We start from the raw sequence: 20568 nt of genomic DNA on the forward strand, positions 1-20568 counted from the left end.
ATGCTCCCGCTCGTTCCACTCGCGGGACCGCAACCGCACCTCACACCTCCCCAGCCTCGTCGGTGGTCCTTCGCTTCGCTCCGGACCACCGACTCCCTCGCGCGTGCACCTCGCGCCCTGCGGGCGCTCGGCGGCGCGCGCCACCACAGTCCATTTATAAATCATCACTCTCGGCTCGCCCCCGCAAGGCTCGCGCGCGGCACCGGGCATTATTGTCCCGGCCGCCGACGGGGTGGACATGGACAAGATTGCCTTCGGCACGGACGGGTGGCGGGCGACGCTCGACGTCTTCACCGACGAGCGCGTGCGGATCGTGGGGCAGGCCATCGCCGACCACCTCGACGCGGCGGGCCACGACGAACCGGTCGCGGTCGGCTACGACGCCCGAGAGACCTCGGAGGGGTTCGCCGAGAGCCTCGCCGAGGTGTTCGCCGGCAACGGCTTCGACGTGGTTCTCCCCGAGCGCGACGCGCCGACGCCCGTGATCGCGTACGCCATCGTCGACCGCGGGCTCGCCGGCGCCTGCATGGTCACGGCCTCGCACAACCCGCCCGAGTACAACGGCGTGAAGTTCATTCCGAGCGACGGCGCGCCCGCGCTCCCGGACGTCACGGAGGACGTGGTCGACCGACTCGCCGAGCCCGACCTCCTCCCCGAAGACGAGCGCGGCGAGATCTCCCGCGTCGACCTCGTGAGCGCGCACGCCGACGCGGCCCACGACCTCGTGGGCGCGGATCTGGAGGGGCTCACGGTCGCGTACGACGCGATGCACGGGAGCGGGCGCGGCGTCACCGACGCGCTGCTGGAGTCCGCCGGCGCGGAGGTCCGCCGCCTGCGCTGCGAGCGCGACGTGACGTTCGGCGGCGACTCCCCCGAGCCGTCGGCCGAGCACCTCGAGGAACTGGCCGCCCGCGTCACCGACCCCGACAGCGACGTCGACCTGGGGATCGCCAACGACGGCGACGCCGACCGGATCGCGGTCGTCACGCCCGAGCGCGGCGTGCTCGACGCGAACCTCTTCTACGCCGCCTGCTACGACCGGCTGCTGGAGGAGGACTCCGGCCCCGCGGTCCGCACCGTCTCGACGACGTTCCTCGTCGACCGAATCGCCGAGGCGCACGGCGAGGAGGTGTACGAGACCCCGGTCGGCTTCAAGTGGGTCGCCGAGGCGATGGGCGAGCACGACGCGCTGTTCGGCGGCGAGGAGTCGGGCGGGTTCACCCTCCGCGGGCACGTCCGCGAGAAGGACGGCGTGTTGATGTCGCTGCTCGCCGCGGGCACCCACGCCGCGGAGCCGTTCGACGAGCGGGTGGACCGCCTGCTCGACGAGCACGGGCAGATCGCGGCCGGGAAGGTGTCGCTCGACTGCCCGGACGACCGCAAGGCGGGCGTCCTCGACGAGCTGGAGGACCACATCCCCGAGTCGGTCCGCGGCTCCCCCGTCGCGAAGGTCGTCACGCTCGACGGGTTCAAGCTCCTCTTGGAGAACGGCTCGTGGCTGCTCGTGCGCCCGTCCGGCACGGAGCCGAAGCTCCGAGTGTACGCCGAGGCCGACAGCGACGACGCGGTCGACGAGCTGCTCGCCGCGGGCCGGGAGATCGTCGAGCCGCTGATCTGAGCGCACCGCCGAGGACGCCCGACCCGGCGCGTCGAATCCCCGCGGCGCCCGGCGAACGACTTTCAGTTCCGCCTTGCATTCGGCTCGAATATTTATAAATTAACTTCGTATCGTCGCGTGCGGCCGCCCTCCGGCCGCAAGTCCCATGCACGACGAGCCGCCCGCGCCACGGACGACGGAGGTACCGATCGCCGACTCGACGGCCGAACCGACCGACGACCGCCGCGAGCGCGACGACCGACCGGAACGCGGCGGGGAGGCGCCCGCGACCGAACCTCCCTCGCCTCGCCCCCGAGACGGAGTGGACCCGCCCGACGGGGAGGCGCCGATCGCGTCGGACGACGATCCCGACCGCGACGGCGACAACCCCGACCGCGACGGCGACAACCCCGACCGCGACGGCGACGAGGCACCCCTCGCGTACCGGCTCGAACGGCTCCGGCTGTGGCGGACGCTGGCGACGCTCGCGGTCGTCGTCGCCCGCCTCATCCGGTCGCTTTGAGCGTTTCCGTGCCGGCCCGATTGGGTGCCTTTTTAGGTGATACCGCCCTAGCCGAACGTATATGTTCAAGGCCATCGTGGGCGCGTCGACGTTTCAGGACGCGCTCGATTCGGTGAGCGTGCTGGTCGACGAGTGTAAGATCCGCCTGAACGAGGAGGAGCTCTCGATCCGCGCCGTCGACCCCGCCAACGTTGGCATGGTCGACCTCACCCTCGAAGCCGCGGCGTTCGAGTCGTACGAGGCCGACGGCGGCGTCATCGGCGTCAACCTCGCGCGCTTGGAGGACATCGCCGGCATGGCCAACTCCGGCGACCTGATCCACCTCGAACTCGACGAGGAGACCCGCAAGCTCCACATCGAGATCGACGGCCTCTCGTACACCCTCGCGCTCATCGACCCCGACTCTATCCGCCAGGAGCCGGACATCCCGGACCTCGACTTGGCCGCCGAGATCGTCGTCGAGGGCGCCCAGATCGACCGCGGGATCAAGGCCGCCGACATGGTCTCGGACCACATCCGCCTGCGCGTCGACGAGACCGACGAGGCGTTCTTCATCGAGGCCGAGGGCGACACCGACGACGTCGACCTCGAACTCACGCGCGAGGACCTCATCGCGCTCACCGCCGGCCCCGCCGACTCGTTGTTCAGCCTCGACTACCTGAAGGACATGAACAAGGCGATCCCCGGCGACGCCGAGGTCACCATCGAGCTCGGCGAGGAGTTCCCGGTCAAGCTCCACTACGGGTTCGCAGAAGGGCTCGGAAATGTGACATTCATGCTAGCCCCCCGCATTCAGAGCGACTGAAGCGCCCGAAAACGACCTTTCCAGTGTAGCTGTCTGACGGCTCTATTCCTCACTCTCCGTTCACGATCGGGATCGACACCGTCACCGTCGTCCCCCGCGGCTCGCGCTCGGCGTAGTCGACGTCGGCGCCGACCGCCGCGGCGCCCCACGCGACGACCCACAGCCCGAGCCCGGAGCCGTGTTCGAGCGCCGTCTCCCGCCCGGCCTCGACGGTCTCGATCTCGTGGTCGGGGATCCCCGGACCGTCGTCGGCGACGGTGAGGACGAACCGGTCGGGCTCCTCCTCGTCGCCCTCGCCGCGCTCCCGTTCGAGCGACACCCGGACCCACGGCCCGCCGTCGTCGCGCTCGACGCCCTCCCCGTCGTGGTGGACCACGGCGTTCTCGACGGTGTTCTCGACGACCGCGCGGAGCGCGTCGGCCCTGACGCGGGTGGTCCACTCTTCGGTGTCCCTCTCTGTGCCCCGCCCCACGTCCAGTTCGACGGTCGCGTCGCCGTCGCGCTCCCGCCCGTCGGCGACGGCGCTCTCGACGAGCTCGTCGACGGCGACCGCGTTCGCCTCCCCGTCGGAGAGGAGCCGCTCGACGGTGCCCGCCTTCTCGCCGAGCGCGGCCAGCGCGCCCGCCCGGCGCTCGATCGCGTCGGCCATCCGCGCCAGCTCGGGGTCCTCCAATCGGTCGGCGAGCAGCTCGCCGTAGCCGTGGACGACGCCGGCGTCGTTCCGCAGGTTGTGCCGGAGCACGCGGTTCAACACCTCCAGCTGCTGCCGCCGGCGCTCCCGCTCCGTCACGTCCGAGAAGACGACCGTGTAGCCCACGCGGGTCCCGCTGGGGTCGGTCAGCGGCGAGGTCGACACCGCGTACGTGCGGCGCCCCGCGCCGAGTCCGGTGTCGACCTCGACCGTCTCGCGGGTGGTGCCCCCCTCGTCGTCGCCGCTCTCGTTGTCCTTCCCGTCCGCTCCGACCGGGACGTCGAGGAACGCGTCGAGGGGGCGGTCGCGGGCGGTCTCGGCGTCCGCGCCCAGCAGCGTCTCGGCGGCGGGGTTGAGCCGGACCACGCGTCGGTCCGGTGCGAGCGCGACGATCGGGTCGGCGAGGTCGTCGATCGCGGTTCGCTCGGCGGCGCGGCTCGTCGTCGGGTTGCGGTCGAACATCTCCGCGCGGTTGAACGCGTACGCGTCGAGCAGCACGTGGGGGACGAACATGATCGGCGCGAGCTGGAGCCGCGGCACCGGCCCGATCTGCAGCGTCCACGCGACCAGGGCGAACCCCGGCGGCAGCGAGCTCAGCGCGACCGCGGCGCTCTCCCGGCGGTACAGCGGGCCGTAGCTGAGCAGGGTGTCGACCAGCAGGAAGACCGCGCTGGCGACGAGCACGGTCTCGACGGCGACGACGAGGTACGCCCAGAGGCCGAACGCGTACGAGGCCGTCGCGACGCCGAACGCGGGGTCGATCCCGAACCCGGTCCAGAACGCCCCGTGGAACGGGTTCGTCGCCAAGAGGGCCGTCGAGAGCAGCCCGAAGCCGACGACGGAGGCGAACAGCCGGCCGCGGACCACGTCGCTCCGGCCCGTGTACTCCAGCGCGAAGCCGAGGAAGGCGACGCCGGTCCAGACGATCCCGAGCCACGCCGTCGTCTCCAGCGCGGCCCGGAGCGTCGGGTCCGAGACGAGCAGCCCGACCCCGTAGGAGAGACACCACGTCGCCTGCGCGGCGAACACGCCGAGAAACCAGTCGACGCCGGGGCGTCCCCGGTGTTCGCGGATCGCCAGCGCGAGACCGATCGCCCCCGCCCCGCCGGCGAGCGAGCCGCCGGCGGGCCACGCGGGGACGAGGTCGAGGACCATGCGTGGGGGACGACGGCGACGGCCGGCGTAAAACTGTCGTGCGGCCGCGGTCCGAGTCGCCCCCGCCTCGGCGCGGTCATCCGGTCCGGCGCCCGAACGCCGCCGCGACGGGGACGAGGAGCAGCGCGCCGACGAGGAACGGCGACGCGACGGCGACCGTGTAGAGGACGGCCATCAGCGGCGGCCCCACCGTTCGACCGAGGCTCGACGCGCCCTGCGTGACGCCGAAGGCGGCCCCCTGTTCCGCGTCGTCGGCCGACGTCGAGACGAGCGTCGCCAGCGAGACGTTGACGAGGGCGTTCCCCAGCGAGAGCGCCGCGAGCGCGACGAGCAGCGCGACCAGCGGGAGCGTGAGCCACGCCGGCCCGCCGAGCGCGACGTCGCCGGCCGCCCGGTCGACGAGTCCGGTGGCGGGGATCGCGACGAGCGCGGCCGCGAGAACGACCGATCCGACGGCGACGAGCGTTCGCGAGGGGACGATCCGCGAGAGCCGTCCGACGAGCACCCCCTGGTTCACCGCCCCGAGGACGCCGACGTAGGTGAGCAGGAACGCGGCGGCCGTCGCGTCGTAGCCGAACGCGTCGGCGACGTACGGGATGAACATCACCTGCACGCCCGCGAACGCGACGGCGACGACGAAGTACGCGACCGTCAGCGGTCGGAGCGCGACCGAGGAGAGCGCGTCGCGGAACTGGCCGATCGCGGTGGTGCGGCGGCGGCCCTCCGCGCCTGCCGCGCCCGCCGCCGGCCGCGTCCGGTTCGGTTCCTCGAGGAAGACGAACCCGACGCCCACCGCGAGGAAGCTCATCCCCGCCGCCGCGAAGCTCGGCAGCGAGTACGCCGTCGCCGGGATGAACGCCGGGAAGAGAGCGCCTGCGCGGGCCACGACGGGATCGGCCGCGAGCAGGCCACCGATCGCCGGGCCGAAGACGAAGCCCAGCGCGAAGGAGGCGCCGACGAGCCCGAGCGCGCCCGCGCGTCGGTCTCGGGGCGTGATGTCGGCGACGTACGCCTGCGCCGCGGCGATGTTGCCGCCCATCGCCCCGGCGAGCGTCCGGGAGCCGAACAGCGTCGCCAGCGCGGCGACGGTGCCGAAGCGCGCCCCCGACTCCCCGGCGTAGCCGAACGTCACCCACGCGACGCCGGCGGTCGCGAGCGACGCGAGCAGGACGGGCCGGCGCCCGATCCGGTCCGAGAGCCGGCCGAGCGTGGGCGCCGCGAGGAACTGCGCGAGCGAGTACGACGCCGCGAGCAGGCCGATGAAGGCGTCGCTGACGCCGAACGACCGCACGTAGAAGGGGAGGATGGGGATCACGATCCCGAAGCCGACCAGGTCGATGAACACGACGCCGATCACGACCGCGAGCGCGCGCCGCGGGTTGGCGACGGCGGGTGGTCGCTGCCCCTCGTCGTCGCCGCGGTCGGCGACGAGCGTCTCCACCTCGTCCCCGCTCGCCGCCGCGCCGGCCTCCGGGTGTGTCACGGTCGAGAGAGGCCGCGCGCGAACTTAAGAAGGCGGCCGCGGTACGTCGCCGCGGCCGGCGGCGACTCTGACTTATAAATGCCGCTCGATGACGCGCTTCGCGGCCTGCCCCTTCTCCTTCCAGCCGTACCCCTCGTCGTACACGTGGCGCTTCGCGTCGACGAGCTCCTCGGGCGTCGACTCCTCGAAGCCGCCGCGGTCCCACGCGCCGGACTCGCGCAGCCACTCGACGACGTTCTCGCGGGTCTCGGGCCACGAGAGCCCGACCATCTCGTACCACGCGACCATCGCGAAGACGGCGTTGTCGTGGCAGCCGGGGACGGAGCCGTGCTCGTAGACGGTCCGCATGGGGTCGCGGGTCGGCTCCGAGACGAGCTCCTTGAACTCCGCGGCGGTGAGCAGCCGGAGCCGACCGTTCTCCTCGACGACGCGCTGCTCGCGCTCCAAGGCGTCGAGCGCGGCCTTACGGAGCCCGCCCCACTCGCCGTGGACCGCCTCGCGGAGCGTGGACTCGGCCATCCCGTCGGGCTCGGCGGTGAGGACCGTCAGGAGGTCCGTGTACGCCTTCTCGATGGTCGGCCAGCTCACGCCCTCGAAGTCGCAGTCGGCGTCGTGGAGGCTGTTGGTCGTCCGACAGCCGGGACACGGGTAGCGGAACGTCGGCACTGGGTGGGAGTGTGCGGCCGCGGGAGTTAGGGTTTTCGCGACGCCCGGCGGGGGCGGAGCGCCGGGCGACCCCGGAGCCGCTCGGAATAGCCACGATCGATCACCCGCTTCCGAAACGTTTACTCGCCGGCCGGACGCGATTTCAGACGGTATGACAAAAGTCAGCGTCATCGGTGCGGCGGGGACCGTCGGGGCCGCGGCCGGCTACAACCTCGCGTTGCGCGACGTGGTCGACGAGCTCGTCTTCGTCGACATCCCGGACCAGCGCGAGACGACGATCGGGCAGGCGGCCGACACCAACCACGGCATCGCCTACGACTCGAACACGACCGTCCGGCAGGGCGAGTACGCGGACACCGCCGGCTCGGACGTCGTCGTGATCACGGCCGGGATCCCGCGGAAGGAGGGCCAGACCCGGATCGATCTGGCGGGCGACAACGCGCCCATCATGGAGGACATCGGCTCGTCGCTGGCCGAGCACAACGACGACTTCGTCACCGTCACCACCTCGAACCCGGTCGACCTGCTGAACCGCCACCTGTACGAGGCGGGCGACCGCGACCGCGGTCAGGTGGTCGGCTTCGGCGGGCGGCTCGACTCCGCGCGCTTCCGCTACGTCCTCTCCGAGCGCTTCGACGCGCCCGTGCAGAACGTCGAGGCGACGATCCTCGGCGAGCACGGCGACGCGCAGGCGCCCGTCTTCTCGAAGGTGCGCGTGGACGGCCGCGACCCCGAGTTCGACGCCGACGAGAAAGAGCAGATCCTGGCGGACCTCCAGGAGTCCGCGATGGACGTGATCAGCCGCAAGGGCGCCACGCAGTGGGGCCCGGCCACCGGCGTCGCGCACACGGTCGAGGCGATCCTGAACGACACCGGCGAGGTGCTCCCCTGTTCGGTCGTGCTCGACGGCGAGTTCGGCTACGACGACACCGCGCTCGGCGTGCCCGCGAAGCTCGGTTCGAACGGCGTCGAGGAGGTCGTCGAGTGGGACCTCGACGAGTACGAGGCCGAGCTGCTCGACGAGGCCGCCGAGAAGCTCTCCGAGCAGTACGAGAAGATCGCGTAACAGCCGAGTCGACCCCCTCGGTTGCCGAGGCCGACGCGATCTCGATACTCCGTTTTTTGCGTGATGCTGGCCGGAGCTTGCGACAGCGCCGAACGCTTATTTATAAGTAAAGCTGTGCGGTGGCGCGTGCCACCGAGCGCCCACCGGGCGCGAGGTGCACGCGCGAGGGACGCGGTGAGCGCTCGAAGAGCGCGAACCGCGAGGCTGGGGAGGTGTGAGGCTGCGGTCGCGGTGGGGGCGGGACTCAAAGGGGCGGTCGCGAGGGCGAAGCACGCCGCAGCAAGCACCGCAGCGAGCGATAGCGAGCGAGGAGCGCAGCAAGGCGCGCGAGACGTCGCGGCCGGGGCTTTGGAGGTGTTCGTCCTCGCTCCGTCAGCGGCTGCGTATACCCGAGCGGCCGGGGCTTTGGAGGTGTTTACCGGCGATCCGCAGCTGTCCGCCTATAAACAACCGACTCGGAGTTCTCACTCCGCTTATTCGCCGTCGGCGTTCGCGAAGAACTCCACGTCGCCGGCGATGACCGCGCTCGCGACCACGCCGCCGCCGACCAGCAGCGCGACGACGAGCGTCGTCAGCGTCACCGAGAGTGCGTCACCGCCGACCGCGACGCCGACGAACGCGCCGACGGAGCCGCCGACGCCGCCGGCGATGACCGCGAGCGTCTGTGCCTCGCTCATAGGTGTCGGTTTCCCAACACGGATAATAAGCGTTCGCGTCGGGCTCTCACGGGTGATAACGGGACGAGCGGTCGTCGACGCGCCTCTCAACCGTCGGCGGCGCACCTCTCGACCGCCGTCAGCGCGGATAGCGTCGGCCGAGGTCGACGCCGTGGCCGCCGTCCTCCGCTTCGGTTGCGTCGTCGCTCTCCGCGCTCTCGTCTCCGGTGTCCTCCGCCGTCTCCTCGCCCGGACTCACGCTCCCGGTCCGGTAGCCGGCCATGTCGAGGGTGACGTAGTCGAAGCCGAGGTCGGTGAGGTGTTCGTGGACGGCGTCGGCGAACGCCGGGTCGAGCGCGCGCTCCAGCTCGTCAGGGGCGATCTCGACGCGCGCGAGCCCGTCGTGGTCGCGGACGCGGAACCCCTCGAACCCCCACTCGCGGAGCACCCGCTCGGCTTTCTCCACGCGTGTCAGCCGCTCCTCCGTCACCTCTAGGCCGGTCGGGATCCGCGAGGAGAGACACGCCATCGACGGCTTGTCGGCGACCGAGAGGTCGTACGCCTCGGCGATCTCGCGGACCTCGCCCTTCGAGATCCCGGCGTCCAGCAGCGGCGAGGACACGTCCAGCTCCTCGACCGCGCGCAGGCCGGGGCGGTGCCCCTCGCCGGGGTCGTCGGCGTTCGTCCCGTCGCAGACGGTGCCGATGCCGAGCTCTTGGGCGGTCTCGTACATCCGGCCGAGCCGCATGGTCCGGCAGTGGTAACACCGGTCGCCGTCGTTGGCGACGAAGTTCGGGTCGTCGAGCTCGGAGAACGTCACGGTCTCGTGGCGGATCCCGATCTCGCCGGCGACCCGCTTCGCGTCGTCGAGCTCCGCGGCCGGTAGCGTCTCGCTCCGCGCCGTGCACGCGACCGCGTCGTCGCCGAGGGCGTCGCGCGCGATCGCGGCGACGACCGCGGAGTCGACGCCGCCGGAGAAGGCGACGAGGACGCCGTCGCGCTCGCCGAGGGCGTCGCGGGCGGCCGCCGCCTTCGCCGCCGTCTCCGGGTCGAGGGCGTCCCGGTCGGCGGCGAGGGTGTGGTGACTCATGCCCCCGCGTTCGCGGGCGGCGGGAAAAAGCGCGTCGGCCGCGGCGAGCGCGAGGAATCCGGCGTCGCACCTCATTTCGACCGCGACCCCCCATCCTTTTGCGCGTTGCCGCGATAGCGCCGAGTAGATGGAGCTGGAGGCGATCCCCGGCGTCGGAGCGAAGACGGCCGCCGCGTTGCGCGAGCTCGACGACCCGGCCGCGACCGTCGAGTCCGGCGACGTCGCCGCGATCGCCCGCGCGCCCGGTGTCAACGAGGCCCGCGCGGCCCGCATCGCCCGCGGCGCGATCCGCCGCCGACATGGCGACGACGGCCGCGTGCTGGCGACCGACCGCGCCCGCGAGGTGTACCGGGAGGCGATCGACCTGCTGCGCGAGCGCACGGTCACCGACTACGCCGCCAAGCGGCTGGAGACCTTCTATCCGAGCGCCTCCGCCTCTCGGATCGCGGAGGCACAGTCGTTCGTCGAGTCGGCGATCGAGCGCGACCCCGACCCCGCGGTCCGCGAGGCGCTCGCGGGCGTCGAACCCCTCACCGATCCGCCGACGGTCCGCGTGCGCGACCGCTGTCTCGCGACCGCCGACGCCGAGACGCTCGCGCGGGCCGAGGCCGCCGTCCCGGAGCTCTCGGTCGAGACGGTCGAGGACGCCCGCGACGTCTCCGAGCTCGCCCGCTCGTACGCGACCGTGATCGTCTTAGACGAGGAGTTCGCCGGGCTCGACGTCGAGGGCGACGTCCACGTCCGACCGGACGCCCTCGACGAGCCCGCCGAGACCGTCCCGGAGCGCCTGCTCGCGTTCTTCGCCGCGAACCGCGAGCGGCTGGAGGCGGCCGCGGCGGTCCACGAGGCGGCCGCGGCGGCGGGCGACCCCGTCGCCGACGGCGACCCCGCCGCGGACCCCGACCGCCTCCGCGACGCGCTCGCGCGGCTCGACGACGACGGGACGATCGTCGGCGACGAGGAGCTGACCCGCCTGACCGCCGCCGTCGACGACCTCGACGCCGCGGTGTCGACCGCGGAGTCGGTCGCCGACGACCGCCTCCGGGAGGCGATCCGCGAGCGCGACGTGACCATCGAGGGGACCGACTTCCTCTCCTTAGTCGAGCAGGGCGCCCGCGTCGACTCCCTCTTAGACCGCGAGCTCGCCGACGAGTACGACGAGGCGATGGCCCGCGCCCGCGAGCACCTCGCCGACGCACTTCGCTTGGAGCCCGAGGAGGCGGAGCTCGCCGACCGCGTCTTCGGCGGCGACCCCTCGTTCCCGGTCGACCACGACGAGGGCGCCGTCTCGCGGCTCAAGACCGAGATCTCGGCCGCGCGCGACCGGCGGGCCGCCCGGCTGAAGGCCGAGCTCGCGAGCGACCTCGGCGACCTCCGCGAGCCGGTGGAGACGCTCGTCCGGGACGCCCTCGAACTCGACGTGGAGCTCGCGATCGCGCGGTTCGCCGACGACTTCGACTGCGTCATGCCCGAGGTGGTCGACCCCGGATCGCCCGACTCGGGCTTCCGCATCGAGGGCGGGCGCTCTCCCCTCCTCGACGTCGACTTCGCCGACGCCGAGCCGGTCGACTACGCCGTCTCCGGCGCGACGCTGCTCTCCGGCGTCAACTCCGGCGGGAAGACCTCGACGCTCGATCTGGTCGCCTTGGTCGTCGTGCTCGCGCAGATGGGGATGCCCGTCCCCGCCGCGTCGGCGACGGTCGAACGCTTCGAGGAGGTCCACTACTACGCCAAATCGCAGGGCACCCTCGACGCGGGCGCGTTCGAGGCGACCCTCCGCGACTTCGGCGACCTCGTCGAGGGCGCGGACGGTCGGCTCGTGTTGGTCGACGAGCTGGAGTCTATCACCGAGCCCGGCGCCTCCGCGAAGATCATCGCGGGCATCCTCGAGGCGCTCGACGGGCAGGACGCGACGGCAGTCTTCGTCTCCCACCTCGCCCGCGAGATCCGCGACGCGGCCGACTTCGACGTCGCCGTCGACGGCATCGAGGCCGAGGGGCTCGTCGACGGCGAGCTGCGGGTGAACCGGTCGCCGCGGAAGGGTCACCTCGCGCGGTCGACGCCGGAGCTCATCGTCGAGAAGCTCGCCGGCGACCGCGACACGGAGTTCTACGGGGACTTACTGGAGAAGTTCTGAGACGGGGGCGCCCCGTCGGCGGCTCTCCCGGTCCCAGCCGCCGCCCTCAGTCGGCGTCGCGCTCGGCCGTGACCGTGATCTCGACGTCGAGCGGCGCGGGGAGCCGCGACACCTCCACGCAGGTCCGCGCCGGGTACGGCTCCGAGAGGAACGCCCGGTACGCCTCGTTGACCGCGTCGTAGTCGTCCATGTCGGTGAGGTAGACGGTCGCCGACACGATCGCGTCCGGGCTCGTCCCGGCCGCCTCCAGTATCGCGGCGACGTTTTCGAGCGTCTGCGTCGTCTGTGCGGCCACGGAGTCGGGCGCCTCGCCGGTGTCGGGGTCTACGCCCGTCTTCCCCGAGACGTGGACCGTGTCACCCGAGACGATCCCCTGCGAGTACGGTCCGAGGGCCTCCGGCACGTCGTCTGTCGTTATCTCTCGCATCGCTCGGAGCGACGGCGTGCCGGGGTATCAAGGTGCGGGTCGCTCACGGGCGCGGGTCGCCTCGACACGTACCACGAGCAGGACGCCCCGCGCGGCCGACGCCCCTCAGTCGTCGTCCGCGGCCGCGGGCTTCCGGCGGTCGTCGCGCGGCCCCGTGATGTCGACGTCGGGGAGCAGGTCGCGCAGGTACCGCCCGGTGTGCGAATCCTCCTCGCGGGCGACTTCCTCCGGCGTCCCGCTGGCGACGAGCTCGCCGCCGCCCTCGCCGCCCTCGGGGCCGAGGTCGACGATGCGGTCGGCGTTCTTCACCAAGTCGAGCTCGTGCTCGATGACGACCACGGTGTTGCCGCCGTCGACGAGGCGGTGGAGCACGTCGATCAGCTTGCGCTCGTCCTCCTTGTGGAGCCCCGTCGTCGGCTCGTCGAGCAGGTAGAGGGTGTCGCCCGTCGCCTTCTTCCCGAGCTCCTCGGCGAGCTTCACGCGCTGGGCCTCGCCGCCGGAGAGCGTGGTGGAAGGCTGGCCGAGCTCCATGTAGCCGAGCCCCACATCCTTTAAGAGCTTCAGGCGGCGCTGGAGCCCCTGGTGGCTCTCGAAGAAGTCGTACGCCTCGTCGACGCTCATGTCGAGCACGTCCGAGATGGTCGCGCCCTTATAAGTGACGTCGAGCGTCTCGTCGTTGTACCGGGCCCCGCCGCACTGCTCGCAGGGGACGTACACGTCCGAGAGGAAGTTCATCTCGATCTTCACGGTCCCCTGCCCGCCGCACTCCTCGCAGCGCCCGCCCTTCACGTTGAACGAGAAGCGGCCCTTCTCGTAGCCGCGGCGCTTCGCGAGCTTGGTCTCCGCGAACAGCTCGCGGACGTAGTCGAACACGTCCGTGTACGTCGCGGGGTTCGACCGGGGCGTCCGGCCGATCGGCGACTGGTCGATGAGTCGCACCGTCTCGATCCCCTCGGTCCCCTCGATCGCGTCGTGCTCGCCGGGGTCGACCGAGGTGTTGTCGTTCATCTTCCGGGCGAGGCCCTTATAAAGAACGTCGTGGACCAGCGTCGACTTCCCGGAGCCGGAGACGCCCGTGACGGTCGTCAGCGTGCCGAGGGGGATCGACACGTCGAGGTCCGTGAGGTTGTGCTGGCGGGCGCCCCGCACCGTCAGCTCGCCGTCCGGCTCGCGGCGCTCCTCGGGGACCGGGATCTCCCTGCGGCCCGCGAGGTAGTCGGCGGTTACCGACTCGTCGGCCGCGACGATGTCGTCGAAGTCGCCCTGCGCGACCACCTCGCCGCCGCGCTTGCCGGGGCCGGGTCCCATGTCGATGATCTCGTCGGCCCGGCGCATCGTCTCCTCGTCGTGCTCGACGACGACGAGGGTGTTGCCGAGGTCCCGAAGTCCGGTGAGCGTGTCGAGCAGACGGTCGTTGTCGCGCTGGTGGAGCCCGATCGACGGCTCGTCGAGCACGTACAGCACGCCGACGAGCCCGGAGCCGACCTGGGTCGCGAGCCGGATGCGCTGGCTCTCGCCGCCCGAGAGCGTCGACGCCTCGCGGTCGAGCGTGAGGTACTCTAAGCCGACCTCCTCCATGAAGCCGAGCCGCGCGCGGATCTCTTTTAAAATCTCCTCGGCGATCGTCGTGTCGCGCTCACCGAGCCGCGCCTCCATCCCCTCGAAGTGCGCGCGGGCGTCGGCGATCGACATCCGGTTCACCTCGGTGATCGGCGTGCCGTCGACGAGGACGTGCCGCGACTGCTCTTTGAGGCGGGTGCCCTCGCACTCCGGGCACGTGGTGACGGCCATGAACTCCTCGATGTGGTCGCGGGCGCGCTCGGAGTCGGTCTCGACGTGACGGCGCTCCAGGTTCGGGATGACGCCCTCGAACCGCTCCGTCTTCTCGCGGGTGCCGTTCTTGGTGGTCCACTCGAAGTGGACGAGGTCGTCGGTGCCGTAGAGGAACTGCCGCCGAATCGCCTCGTCGAGCTCCTCGAAGGGCGTCTCCAGCGAGACGCCGAAGTGGTCGGCGACGTTGTCGAGCTGGCGGGAGTAGTAGGTGCGGTCGTAGCTCCACGGCTCGAACACGTGCTTGAGCGGTTTGGAGGGGTCAGAGATTACGAGGTCCTCGTCGACCTCCTTGGTGGAGCCGATCCCCTCGCACTCGGAACAGGCGCCGTACGGGCTGTTGAAGGAGAACGAGCGCGTCTCGATCTCGGAGAACTGGAAGTCGGAGTTGGGGTTGCCGAGCTCCTCGGAGAACTCCACTATCAGTCGGTCGTCGCCGTCGGCGTCCTCAGCGAGCGACCCGGTCGATCGGGTGTTGGAGGCGAACGGGACGTCTTCGGGCGGGTCCGGGACGATCAGCTTGAGCGCGCCGCCGGCCTCCTCCAAGGCGGTCTCGACGGAGTCGGTGATCCGCGAGCGGGCGTCGGGCGAGACGGTCACGCGGTCGACGATCACGTCGATCGTGTGGTCGTAGTTCTGGTCGAGCTCGGGGTCGTCGAGCGTCAGGTCGACGGGCTCGCCGTCGACCTCGACGCGGGCGTACCCGTCCGAGACCAGCTCCTCGAACAGCTCCTCGAAGGCGCCCTTCTGGTCGCGCACGACCGGCGCGGCGATCTTCGCGCGGGTCCCCTCGGGCAGTTCGAGGATCTGTTTCACCATGTCCTGGGCGGACTGCTCGCCCACCTCCTCGCCGGTGACGGGGTCGTACTGGGTACCGATCCGGGCGTACAGCAGCCGGAGGTAGTCGTGTAGCTCGGTGACGGTTCCCACGGTCGAGCGGGGGTTGTTCGCGGCGTTCTTCTGGTCGATGGAGATCGCGGGCGAGAGCCCCTCGACGGCCTCCACCTGCGGCTTGTCCATCTGCCCGAGGAAGTTACGGGCGTACGCCGACAGCGACTCGATGTACCGGCGCTGCCCCTCGGCGTACACCGTGTCGAACGCGAGCGACGACTTCCCCGACCCGGAGAGCCCGGTGACGACGGTGAACTCCTCGCGCGGGATCCGGACGTCGAGGTCCTTGAGGTTGTGTTCCTCGGCGCCGCGGACCTCGATGTAGTCCTTGCTCATTTCGTCCGCTCATAGCGTGCGCGCGCGGGAATACTCGTCGGTCCCCCGGGGGAATCACCGCCGCCGGTCGTCCGATCCCCTCAGCGCCGTTCCCTCAGCGCCCGATCCCTTCAGCGCCCGATGACCTTCGAGGGCGGTGAGAGGTTCCGACGCCCGCCGAACGTGACGAGGAACAGGAGGCCGACGCCGACCCCGTACGCCGCCATCAGCGGGAGCGTCGCGAGGAGCATCGTGATCACGTCCGCGGGGGTGAACACGGCGGCGAACAGCATGATCCCGACGGTGACTTCGCGCCAGCGGGTCCGGAACACGTCGTACGGGACGCCGGCGTTGTTCAGGAGGACCATGGCGATCGGGATGTCCGCGAGGAACCCGAGCCCGATCGTCGTGTAGATGACGAGCCAGAGGAAGTCGCTCACCTGGTAGGTGATGATCATGTCCGCGAGCCGCGCGTCGGTCACGAGCCAGCCGATGAGCCCCGGCGCGACGTAGGCGTAGCCGAGCGCGAAGCCGCCGATCAGCCCGCCGAACAGCGCGCCCGTCCAGAGGTACACCTGGGTGACCCGCCCGGCGACGAAGCCGCGCTCGCGCAGGGCCGGCCACGCGTAGTAGAGCACGACCGGGAACACCGCGACGATCCCGAGCAGGATCGAGAACTTCACCATGAAGATCAGCGCCTCGACGGGGTGGAGCGTGATGATGTTAATCCCGCCCTCGATCTCCGCCGGGACGCGCCGTTCGAGGTCGTTTCGCACCGTCGCCAGCCCCCCGAGGTACAGCCACGTGAACGCGGCCGCCATCACGGCGCCGAAGACGGCGACGAGCCGGAACGACCGCGACCGCAGCGAGTCGAAGATGAACTTGACGTCCGTGTAGTAGCCGCCGATGTCGTCCTCGGCCGCCTCCTCCTCGCCGTCGGTGAGCTCGGAGAGGAACGTCGAGCTCGCGCGGGAGGTCCGGTCCTGCATCGTGCCCATCAGTCCGCCCTGGTCGCCCGCGCCGCCGGACCCGCTCGCGCCCGCGTCACCGGTTCCGTCGCCGTCCTCGCTTCCGTCCGCTCCGCCGCCGCCCTCGTTCACCTCGTCGAAGCGGTCGAGGATCGCCTGCGCCCGTTCCGGATCGTCGTCGTCGATCGCGGCCTGCGCGAGCGCGAGCGACTCCTCCTCGCCCATCTCCGCGAAGGCGTCGTCGGGGGCGGCCCGCACGCCGGCGGCGTCGAGCTCGCTCACGTCGATGGCCGCCGGGTCGCCGTACTGGTACCCCGCGCTCGTCGTGTCGAGGTCGGCGTAAACGGCCCACAGCGTCGCGACGGCGACGAACGCCAGCGCCCACACGGCGGCGTATATCCCGGCGGCGGTCGCGGGGTCGACGCCCAGGCCGGCGCCCGGCTCGAGGAACCGCCAGTCGCTGTTGGCCAGCCGGAGGAGGTCGTTGAACGCGGTCCGGCCGCCGTACTCGTAGAAGGCGTACACGAGCCCGCCGCCGAGGACGGCCGCGCCGCCGACGACGTTCCAGTGGTTCCGGACCGCGCCGAGCACGTCGATGCGGTCGGAGCTCCGCTGGGCCGTCACGACGAGCTTCGCGAGGTAGAGGCTGAAGCCGTACAAGGCGATCAGCGGGAACGCCCACATCAGCTGTGTGAACGGGTCCGGCGGCGAGAACACCGCGCCGAAGACGAAGATGGCGACGACCGCGTAGCGCCACTTGTCGCGGAACGTCTCGTACTGAACGATTCCCGAGTACGAGAGCCCGGTGATGAGGAGGGGCATCTGCCCGGCGAGCCCGAAGGAAAGCGAGAGGAAGACGATGAACTCCGTCCACATGACGATGGAGTAGGTGGGCTGGATCCCGGCCTCCAGCCCGAAGCCGGCCAGGAAGGAGAACATGATCGGGAAGAACGCGTAGATCCCGTAGCCGACGCCGACGGTGAACAGGCCGCCGCCGAGGAGTCCGACCCCCGCGAGCTTCCAGCGCGGGATCGGCGACTGCGGCCACGCGCCGCGGGCGCGGAGCTCGTCGCGCGAGACGTAGATCAGGGGCGGAATCGCGACGATCGCGCCGACGATCAGCCCGATCTTCGCCTGCAGGAGGATCACCTCGAACGGGGTGGTCGCGATGACGTCGGCCTCGGCGGCGACCGCGGGAGACATGTTCGACTTCGTGACGGTGTAGAGGAACTCCCAGACGTACATACGGAGCGCCCAGAACGTCGCGAGGAATCCCAGCAGGAAGACGACGAACACCTTTTGGAGGTCTTTCTGGATCGACCGGAGGAACGCCTTCGCCGACTCGCGTCCCTCCGCGAGCGACTGCTGGGTATCCTCGTCGAGGGCACTCGCCATAGGGGAGTGGAAGTCCGTCCCCGTTATCAACCTTTTCTACCCGTCGCGTGCGGTGTGGCACCCGGTTCCTCTCGGCTCTATCCGAAAAGGCCTATAGTCGCCCGGTTGCGAACGTGAAGTGAATGGACGACTCGGACCGGTCCCGCGACGAGCCATCGGCCCCCGAGGACGACTCGGTCGCCGACGACGCCGCCAGCGACGGCGGCGGCACCGACGCGGATGGGGACGAGCCGGACTCCGTCGGCACCGACTCCGTCGACTCCGAGGTGTCGCCGGAGGTCACGCCCGAAGTCGGCGACGTCGCCGACGACGAGGCCGCCGAGGCTTCTTCCGCGGACGACGGCGGGGACGGCGACGCGGACGACGATCCGAGGGTACCGGACGACAGCGACCCGAGCGCACCGGCCGAGGGCGAGTCGACCGAGAGCCTCGGCGACGGCGGGACGCCGGCGACGGCCGAGGACGCGGCCGCCGGAACCGTCGAGGACGCGACGATCGCGGACGACGGCACGACCGACGACTCCTTCGAGGGGTTAGAGGCGCCCGAGTCGGACGAGGAGATGCCGCTCGCGGCCCACATCGAGGAGATGATGCGGCGGCTCGCGGTCGTCTTCCTCTTCGGCGGGCTCGCGACGCTCGTCGTGGTGACGGAGTCGACGGAGCTGATCAACTACTTCTGGAGCTACCACATCCCCGAGCCGACGATGAATCGCCCGCGGCTGTACGGGCCCCTCGAGCTCCCGCTCACCCGGCTGAAGGTCGCCGGGCTCGCGGGCGTCGTCGTGGGACTCCCGGCGTTCGTCTACCAGACCTACCGGTTCATGAAGCCCGGGCTCTACGAGAACGAGCGGCGCTACTACCTCGCGGCGGTCCCGACGAGCCTCGTGCTCGGCGGCATCGGCATCGCGTTCGCCCACTTCCTCGTGTTGCCCGCGATCTTCTCGTACTTCACCACCTACACCTCCGACGCCGCGACGATCGCCTTCGGGCTCGCGGAGACGTTCAACCTGATCGTCATCATGCTCGCGTTCATGGCGATCGTCTTCCAGATCCCGCTGTTCATCATGCTCGCGATCATGATGAACCTCGTCACCCGCCAGTGGCTGGAGGCGAAGCGCCTGCTGTTCTGGGGGGCGTTCCTCGGGATCGCGTTCCTCTTCAGCCCCGACCCGACCGGGATGGCGCCCATCATCGTGACGCTCACGATGATCGTCCTGTACGAGGGGACGCTGGCGATCCTGCGCTGGACCGGGAACTAGATCCGGTCTCCGTCGGTTGTTTATAAGTGGTCGACCGCGGAGTGCCGGTGAACGCTTCCGAAGCCCCAGCCGCTCGTTTATAAACCGTTGCCGGTGGATCCGCGACGGACTCCGCCAAATCCCCAGCCGCTCGTTTATAAATAGTTGACCGCGGATCGGCGACGAACCCCTCCAAAGCCCCAGTCGCGAGGGCGACGTACGCTCGCTGTGCTCCTCGGTCGCTCACTGCGTTCGCTCCCTGCGGTGCTTGCGTCGCCTACGTCGCCCTCGCGACTGCCCCTTTGAGTCCCACCCGGACCGCACCGCAACCGCACCTCACACCTCCCCAGCCTCGTCGGCCTCCCTTCGGTCGGCCGACTCCCTCGCGCGTGCGACTCGCGGCCTCCGCTTCGCTCCGGCCGCTCGCAGGCACGCGCCGCCGCGCCGCCGATACGCATTAGTCCGGAGGGAGCGATCGGCTCGGGATGGTCCTCGGTCTCGTCGTTCCGGCCGCGATCTCGTTCGTGTTCGCCGCGATCGCGGCGTACGTGGGTGCCCTCCGCGCGCTGGAGGTGTATTTCGACCCGAATCAGGACAGCGTCTTTCTTATGGACGACCGCGAGCCGCCGAACCGTCGGTGAGGTCGCGGCGGTTCCGGATCGGTCCCGCCCGCGGCGCCCTCACGCCCCGCCGAGCAGTTCGACGAGCAGCGCGTTCTGCGCGTGCATCCGGTTTTCGGCCTGGTCCCAGACGAGGGCGCGGTCGGATTCGAGTACGTCGTCGGTGACCTCCTCGCCGCGGTGCGCGGGCAGGCAGTGCATCACCTTCGCGTCGGTGCCGGCGAGCAGGTCCGCGTTCACCTGAAACCCGTCGAAGGCGGCGAGCTTCTCCTCGCGCTGGTCTTCCTGCCCCATCGAGATCCACACGTCGGTGTAGACGACGTCGGCGCCCTCGATCGCGGTCTCCGGGTCCGTGGTCGGCGCCACGTCCGCGCCGAACTCGGCGGCGCGGTCGAAGACGGCGGGGTCCATCCCGTAGTCGGCGGGGGTGGCGACCTGCACGTCGACGCCGGCCATCGCCGCGCCGACGACGAACGACTGCCCGACGTTGTTGCCGTCGCCGACCCACGCGACCGTGGCGTCCTCGCCGACCGTCTCGCGGATGGTGAGCAGGTCGGCGAGCGTCTGACAGGGGTGCGCCTCGTCGGTGAGCCCGTTGATGACGGGGCAGTCGGCGTACTCGGCGAGCGTCTCGACGTCGGCGTGGTCGAACAGGCGAGCCATCACCCCGTCGACGTATCGGCCGAGCACGCGCGCGGTGTCCTTCAGCGGCTCGCCGTGCCCGAGCTGGATGTCGTCCGGCCCGAGGAACATCGCGTGGCCGCCGAGCCGCGTCATCCCCGTCTCGAAGGAGACCCGGGTGCGCGTCGAGGGCTTCTCGAAGATCATCCCGAGCGTCGCGTCGCTCAGTCGGGGGTCGGTCTCGCCCGCCTTCATCGCGGCGGCGCGGTCGAGCAGCGCGTCCAGTTCGGCGGGCGTCACGTCGTCGATGTCGAGGAAGTCGTCGGTGGCGAGTGGCATCGTGTGTGGTGTGTTGGTGTGGTTCGTGGTGTCGTTCGAAAACAGATGCGTTGCG

General features: G+C 70.8%; 16 protein-coding genes. 7 read left to right on the forward strand and 9 right to left on the reverse strand.

The genetic code is table 11. The features are described 5' to 3' along the window. Positions 1-238: 238 nt before the first annotated feature. The 3 genes from Hrr1229_RS07275 to Hrr1229_RS07285 all read left to right on the forward strand — a co-directional run bounded on the left by Hrr1229_RS07275 (position 239) and on the right by Hrr1229_RS07285 (position 2925). A complete protein-coding gene (locus tag Hrr1229_RS07275) occupies positions 239-1618 on the forward strand; it encodes a phosphoglucomutase/phosphomannomutase family protein (RefSeq protein WP_123113516.1) in 1380 nt (459 codons plus the stop codon). Between the two features lie 145 nt (positions 1619-1763). Beyond that, complete coding sequence (locus Hrr1229_RS07280) at positions 1764-2120, forward strand: hypothetical protein (protein WP_123113515.1); 357 nt, start codon at positions 1764-1766, stop codon at positions 2118-2120. 61 nt (positions 2121-2181) lie between these two features. Next, on the forward strand, positions 2182-2925 hold the full coding sequence (locus tag Hrr1229_RS07285) for a DNA polymerase sliding clamp (RefSeq protein ID WP_123113514.1): 744 nt from the start codon (positions 2182-2184) through the stop codon (positions 2923-2925). A 49-nt stretch (positions 2926-2974) separates the two neighbouring features. Here the strand turns inward: Hrr1229_RS07285 and Hrr1229_RS07290 are convergent, their stop codons facing one another. From Hrr1229_RS07290 to Hrr1229_RS07300, 3 genes are all read right to left on the reverse strand, one after another. Next, positions 2975-4771: a histidine kinase N-terminal 7TM domain-containing protein gene (locus Hrr1229_RS07290; protein WP_123113513.1), complete on the reverse strand. Its 1797-nt coding sequence runs from the start codon at positions 4769-4771 to the stop codon at positions 2975-2977. A gap of 76 nt (positions 4772-4847) precedes the next feature. Beyond that, positions 4848-6254: an MFS transporter gene (locus tag Hrr1229_RS07295; protein ID WP_123113512.1), complete on the reverse strand. Its 1407-nt coding sequence runs from the start codon at positions 6252-6254 to the stop codon at positions 4848-4850. A 72-nt stretch (positions 6255-6326) separates the two neighbouring features. Continuing rightward, complete coding sequence (locus tag Hrr1229_RS07300; protein WP_123113511.1) at positions 6327-6920, reverse strand: hypothetical protein; 594 nt, start codon at positions 6918-6920, stop codon at positions 6327-6329. A gap of 151 nt (positions 6921-7071) precedes the next feature. Here Hrr1229_RS07300 and mdh point away from each other — a divergent pair, with 151 nt between their 5' ends. After that, a complete protein-coding gene (gene mdh, locus Hrr1229_RS07305; RefSeq protein WP_123113510.1) occupies positions 7072-7986 on the forward strand; it encodes a malate dehydrogenase in 915 nt (304 codons plus the stop codon). A gap of 473 nt (positions 7987-8459) precedes the next feature. Here mdh and Hrr1229_RS07310 read toward each other — a convergent pair whose 3' ends face one another. Together Hrr1229_RS07310 and larE are read right to left on the reverse strand one after the other, a co-directional pair. Further along, positions 8460-8663, reverse strand: a complete 204-nt coding sequence (locus Hrr1229_RS07310) for a hypothetical protein (RefSeq protein ID WP_123113509.1) — start codon at positions 8661-8663, stop codon at positions 8460-8462. Between the two features lie 118 nt (positions 8664-8781). Continuing rightward, positions 8782-9732 (reverse strand): ATP-dependent sacrificial sulfur transferase LarE, encoded by a 951-nt coding sequence (gene larE / locus Hrr1229_RS07315; protein WP_123113508.1) that lies wholly within the window; start codon positions 9730-9732, stop codon positions 8782-8784. Positions 9733-9859: 127 nt separating this feature from the next. On the opposite strand from larE, the gene Hrr1229_RS07320 reads away from it, so the two are divergent. Beyond that, positions 9860-11869 (forward strand): helix-hairpin-helix domain-containing protein, encoded by a 2010-nt coding sequence (locus Hrr1229_RS07320; RefSeq protein ID WP_123113507.1) that lies wholly within the window; start codon positions 9860-9862, stop codon positions 11867-11869. 46 nt (positions 11870-11915) lie between these two features. Here the strand turns inward: Hrr1229_RS07320 and Hrr1229_RS07325 are convergent, their stop codons facing one another. The 3 genes from Hrr1229_RS07325 to Hrr1229_RS07335 form a co-directional block, all read right to left on the reverse strand. Further along, positions 11916-12296, reverse strand: coding sequence for a Rid family detoxifying hydrolase (locus Hrr1229_RS07325; RefSeq protein ID WP_123113506.1), 381 nt, complete (start codon positions 12294-12296; stop codon positions 11916-11918). Between the two features lie 105 nt (positions 12297-12401). Beyond that, complete coding sequence (uvrA, locus tag Hrr1229_RS07330; protein ID WP_123113505.1) at positions 12402-15353, reverse strand: excinuclease ABC subunit UvrA; 2952 nt, start codon at positions 15351-15353, stop codon at positions 12402-12404. Between the two features lie 110 nt (positions 15354-15463). Beyond that, a complete protein-coding gene (locus tag Hrr1229_RS07335; RefSeq protein ID WP_123113504.1) occupies positions 15464-17695 on the reverse strand; it encodes a twin-arginine translocase subunit TatC in 2232 nt (743 codons plus the stop codon). A gap of 122 nt (positions 17696-17817) precedes the next feature. Here Hrr1229_RS07335 and Hrr1229_RS07340 point away from each other — a divergent pair, with 122 nt between their 5' ends. Then, positions 17818-18954: a twin-arginine translocase subunit TatC gene (locus Hrr1229_RS07340; protein ID WP_123113503.1), complete on the forward strand. Its 1137-nt coding sequence runs from the start codon at positions 17818-17820 to the stop codon at positions 18952-18954. 464 nt (positions 18955-19418) lie between these two features. Next, entirely contained in the window at positions 19419-19574 is a 156-nt protein-coding gene (locus Hrr1229_RS07345) for a hypothetical protein (protein WP_176329375.1), read from the forward strand. 39 nt (positions 19575-19613) lie between these two features. On the opposite strand, the gene argF is transcribed toward Hrr1229_RS07345, so the two are convergent. Next, positions 19614-20513, reverse strand: coding sequence for an ornithine carbamoyltransferase (argF, locus tag Hrr1229_RS07350; protein WP_123113501.1), 900 nt, complete (start codon positions 20511-20513; stop codon positions 19614-19616). Positions 20514-20568 lie beyond the last annotated feature (55 nt).

It is taken from the genome of Halorubrum sp. CBA1229 (assembly GCF_003721435.2).
GTDB lineage: Archaea > Halobacteriota > Halobacteria > Halobacteriales > Haloferacaceae > Halorubrum.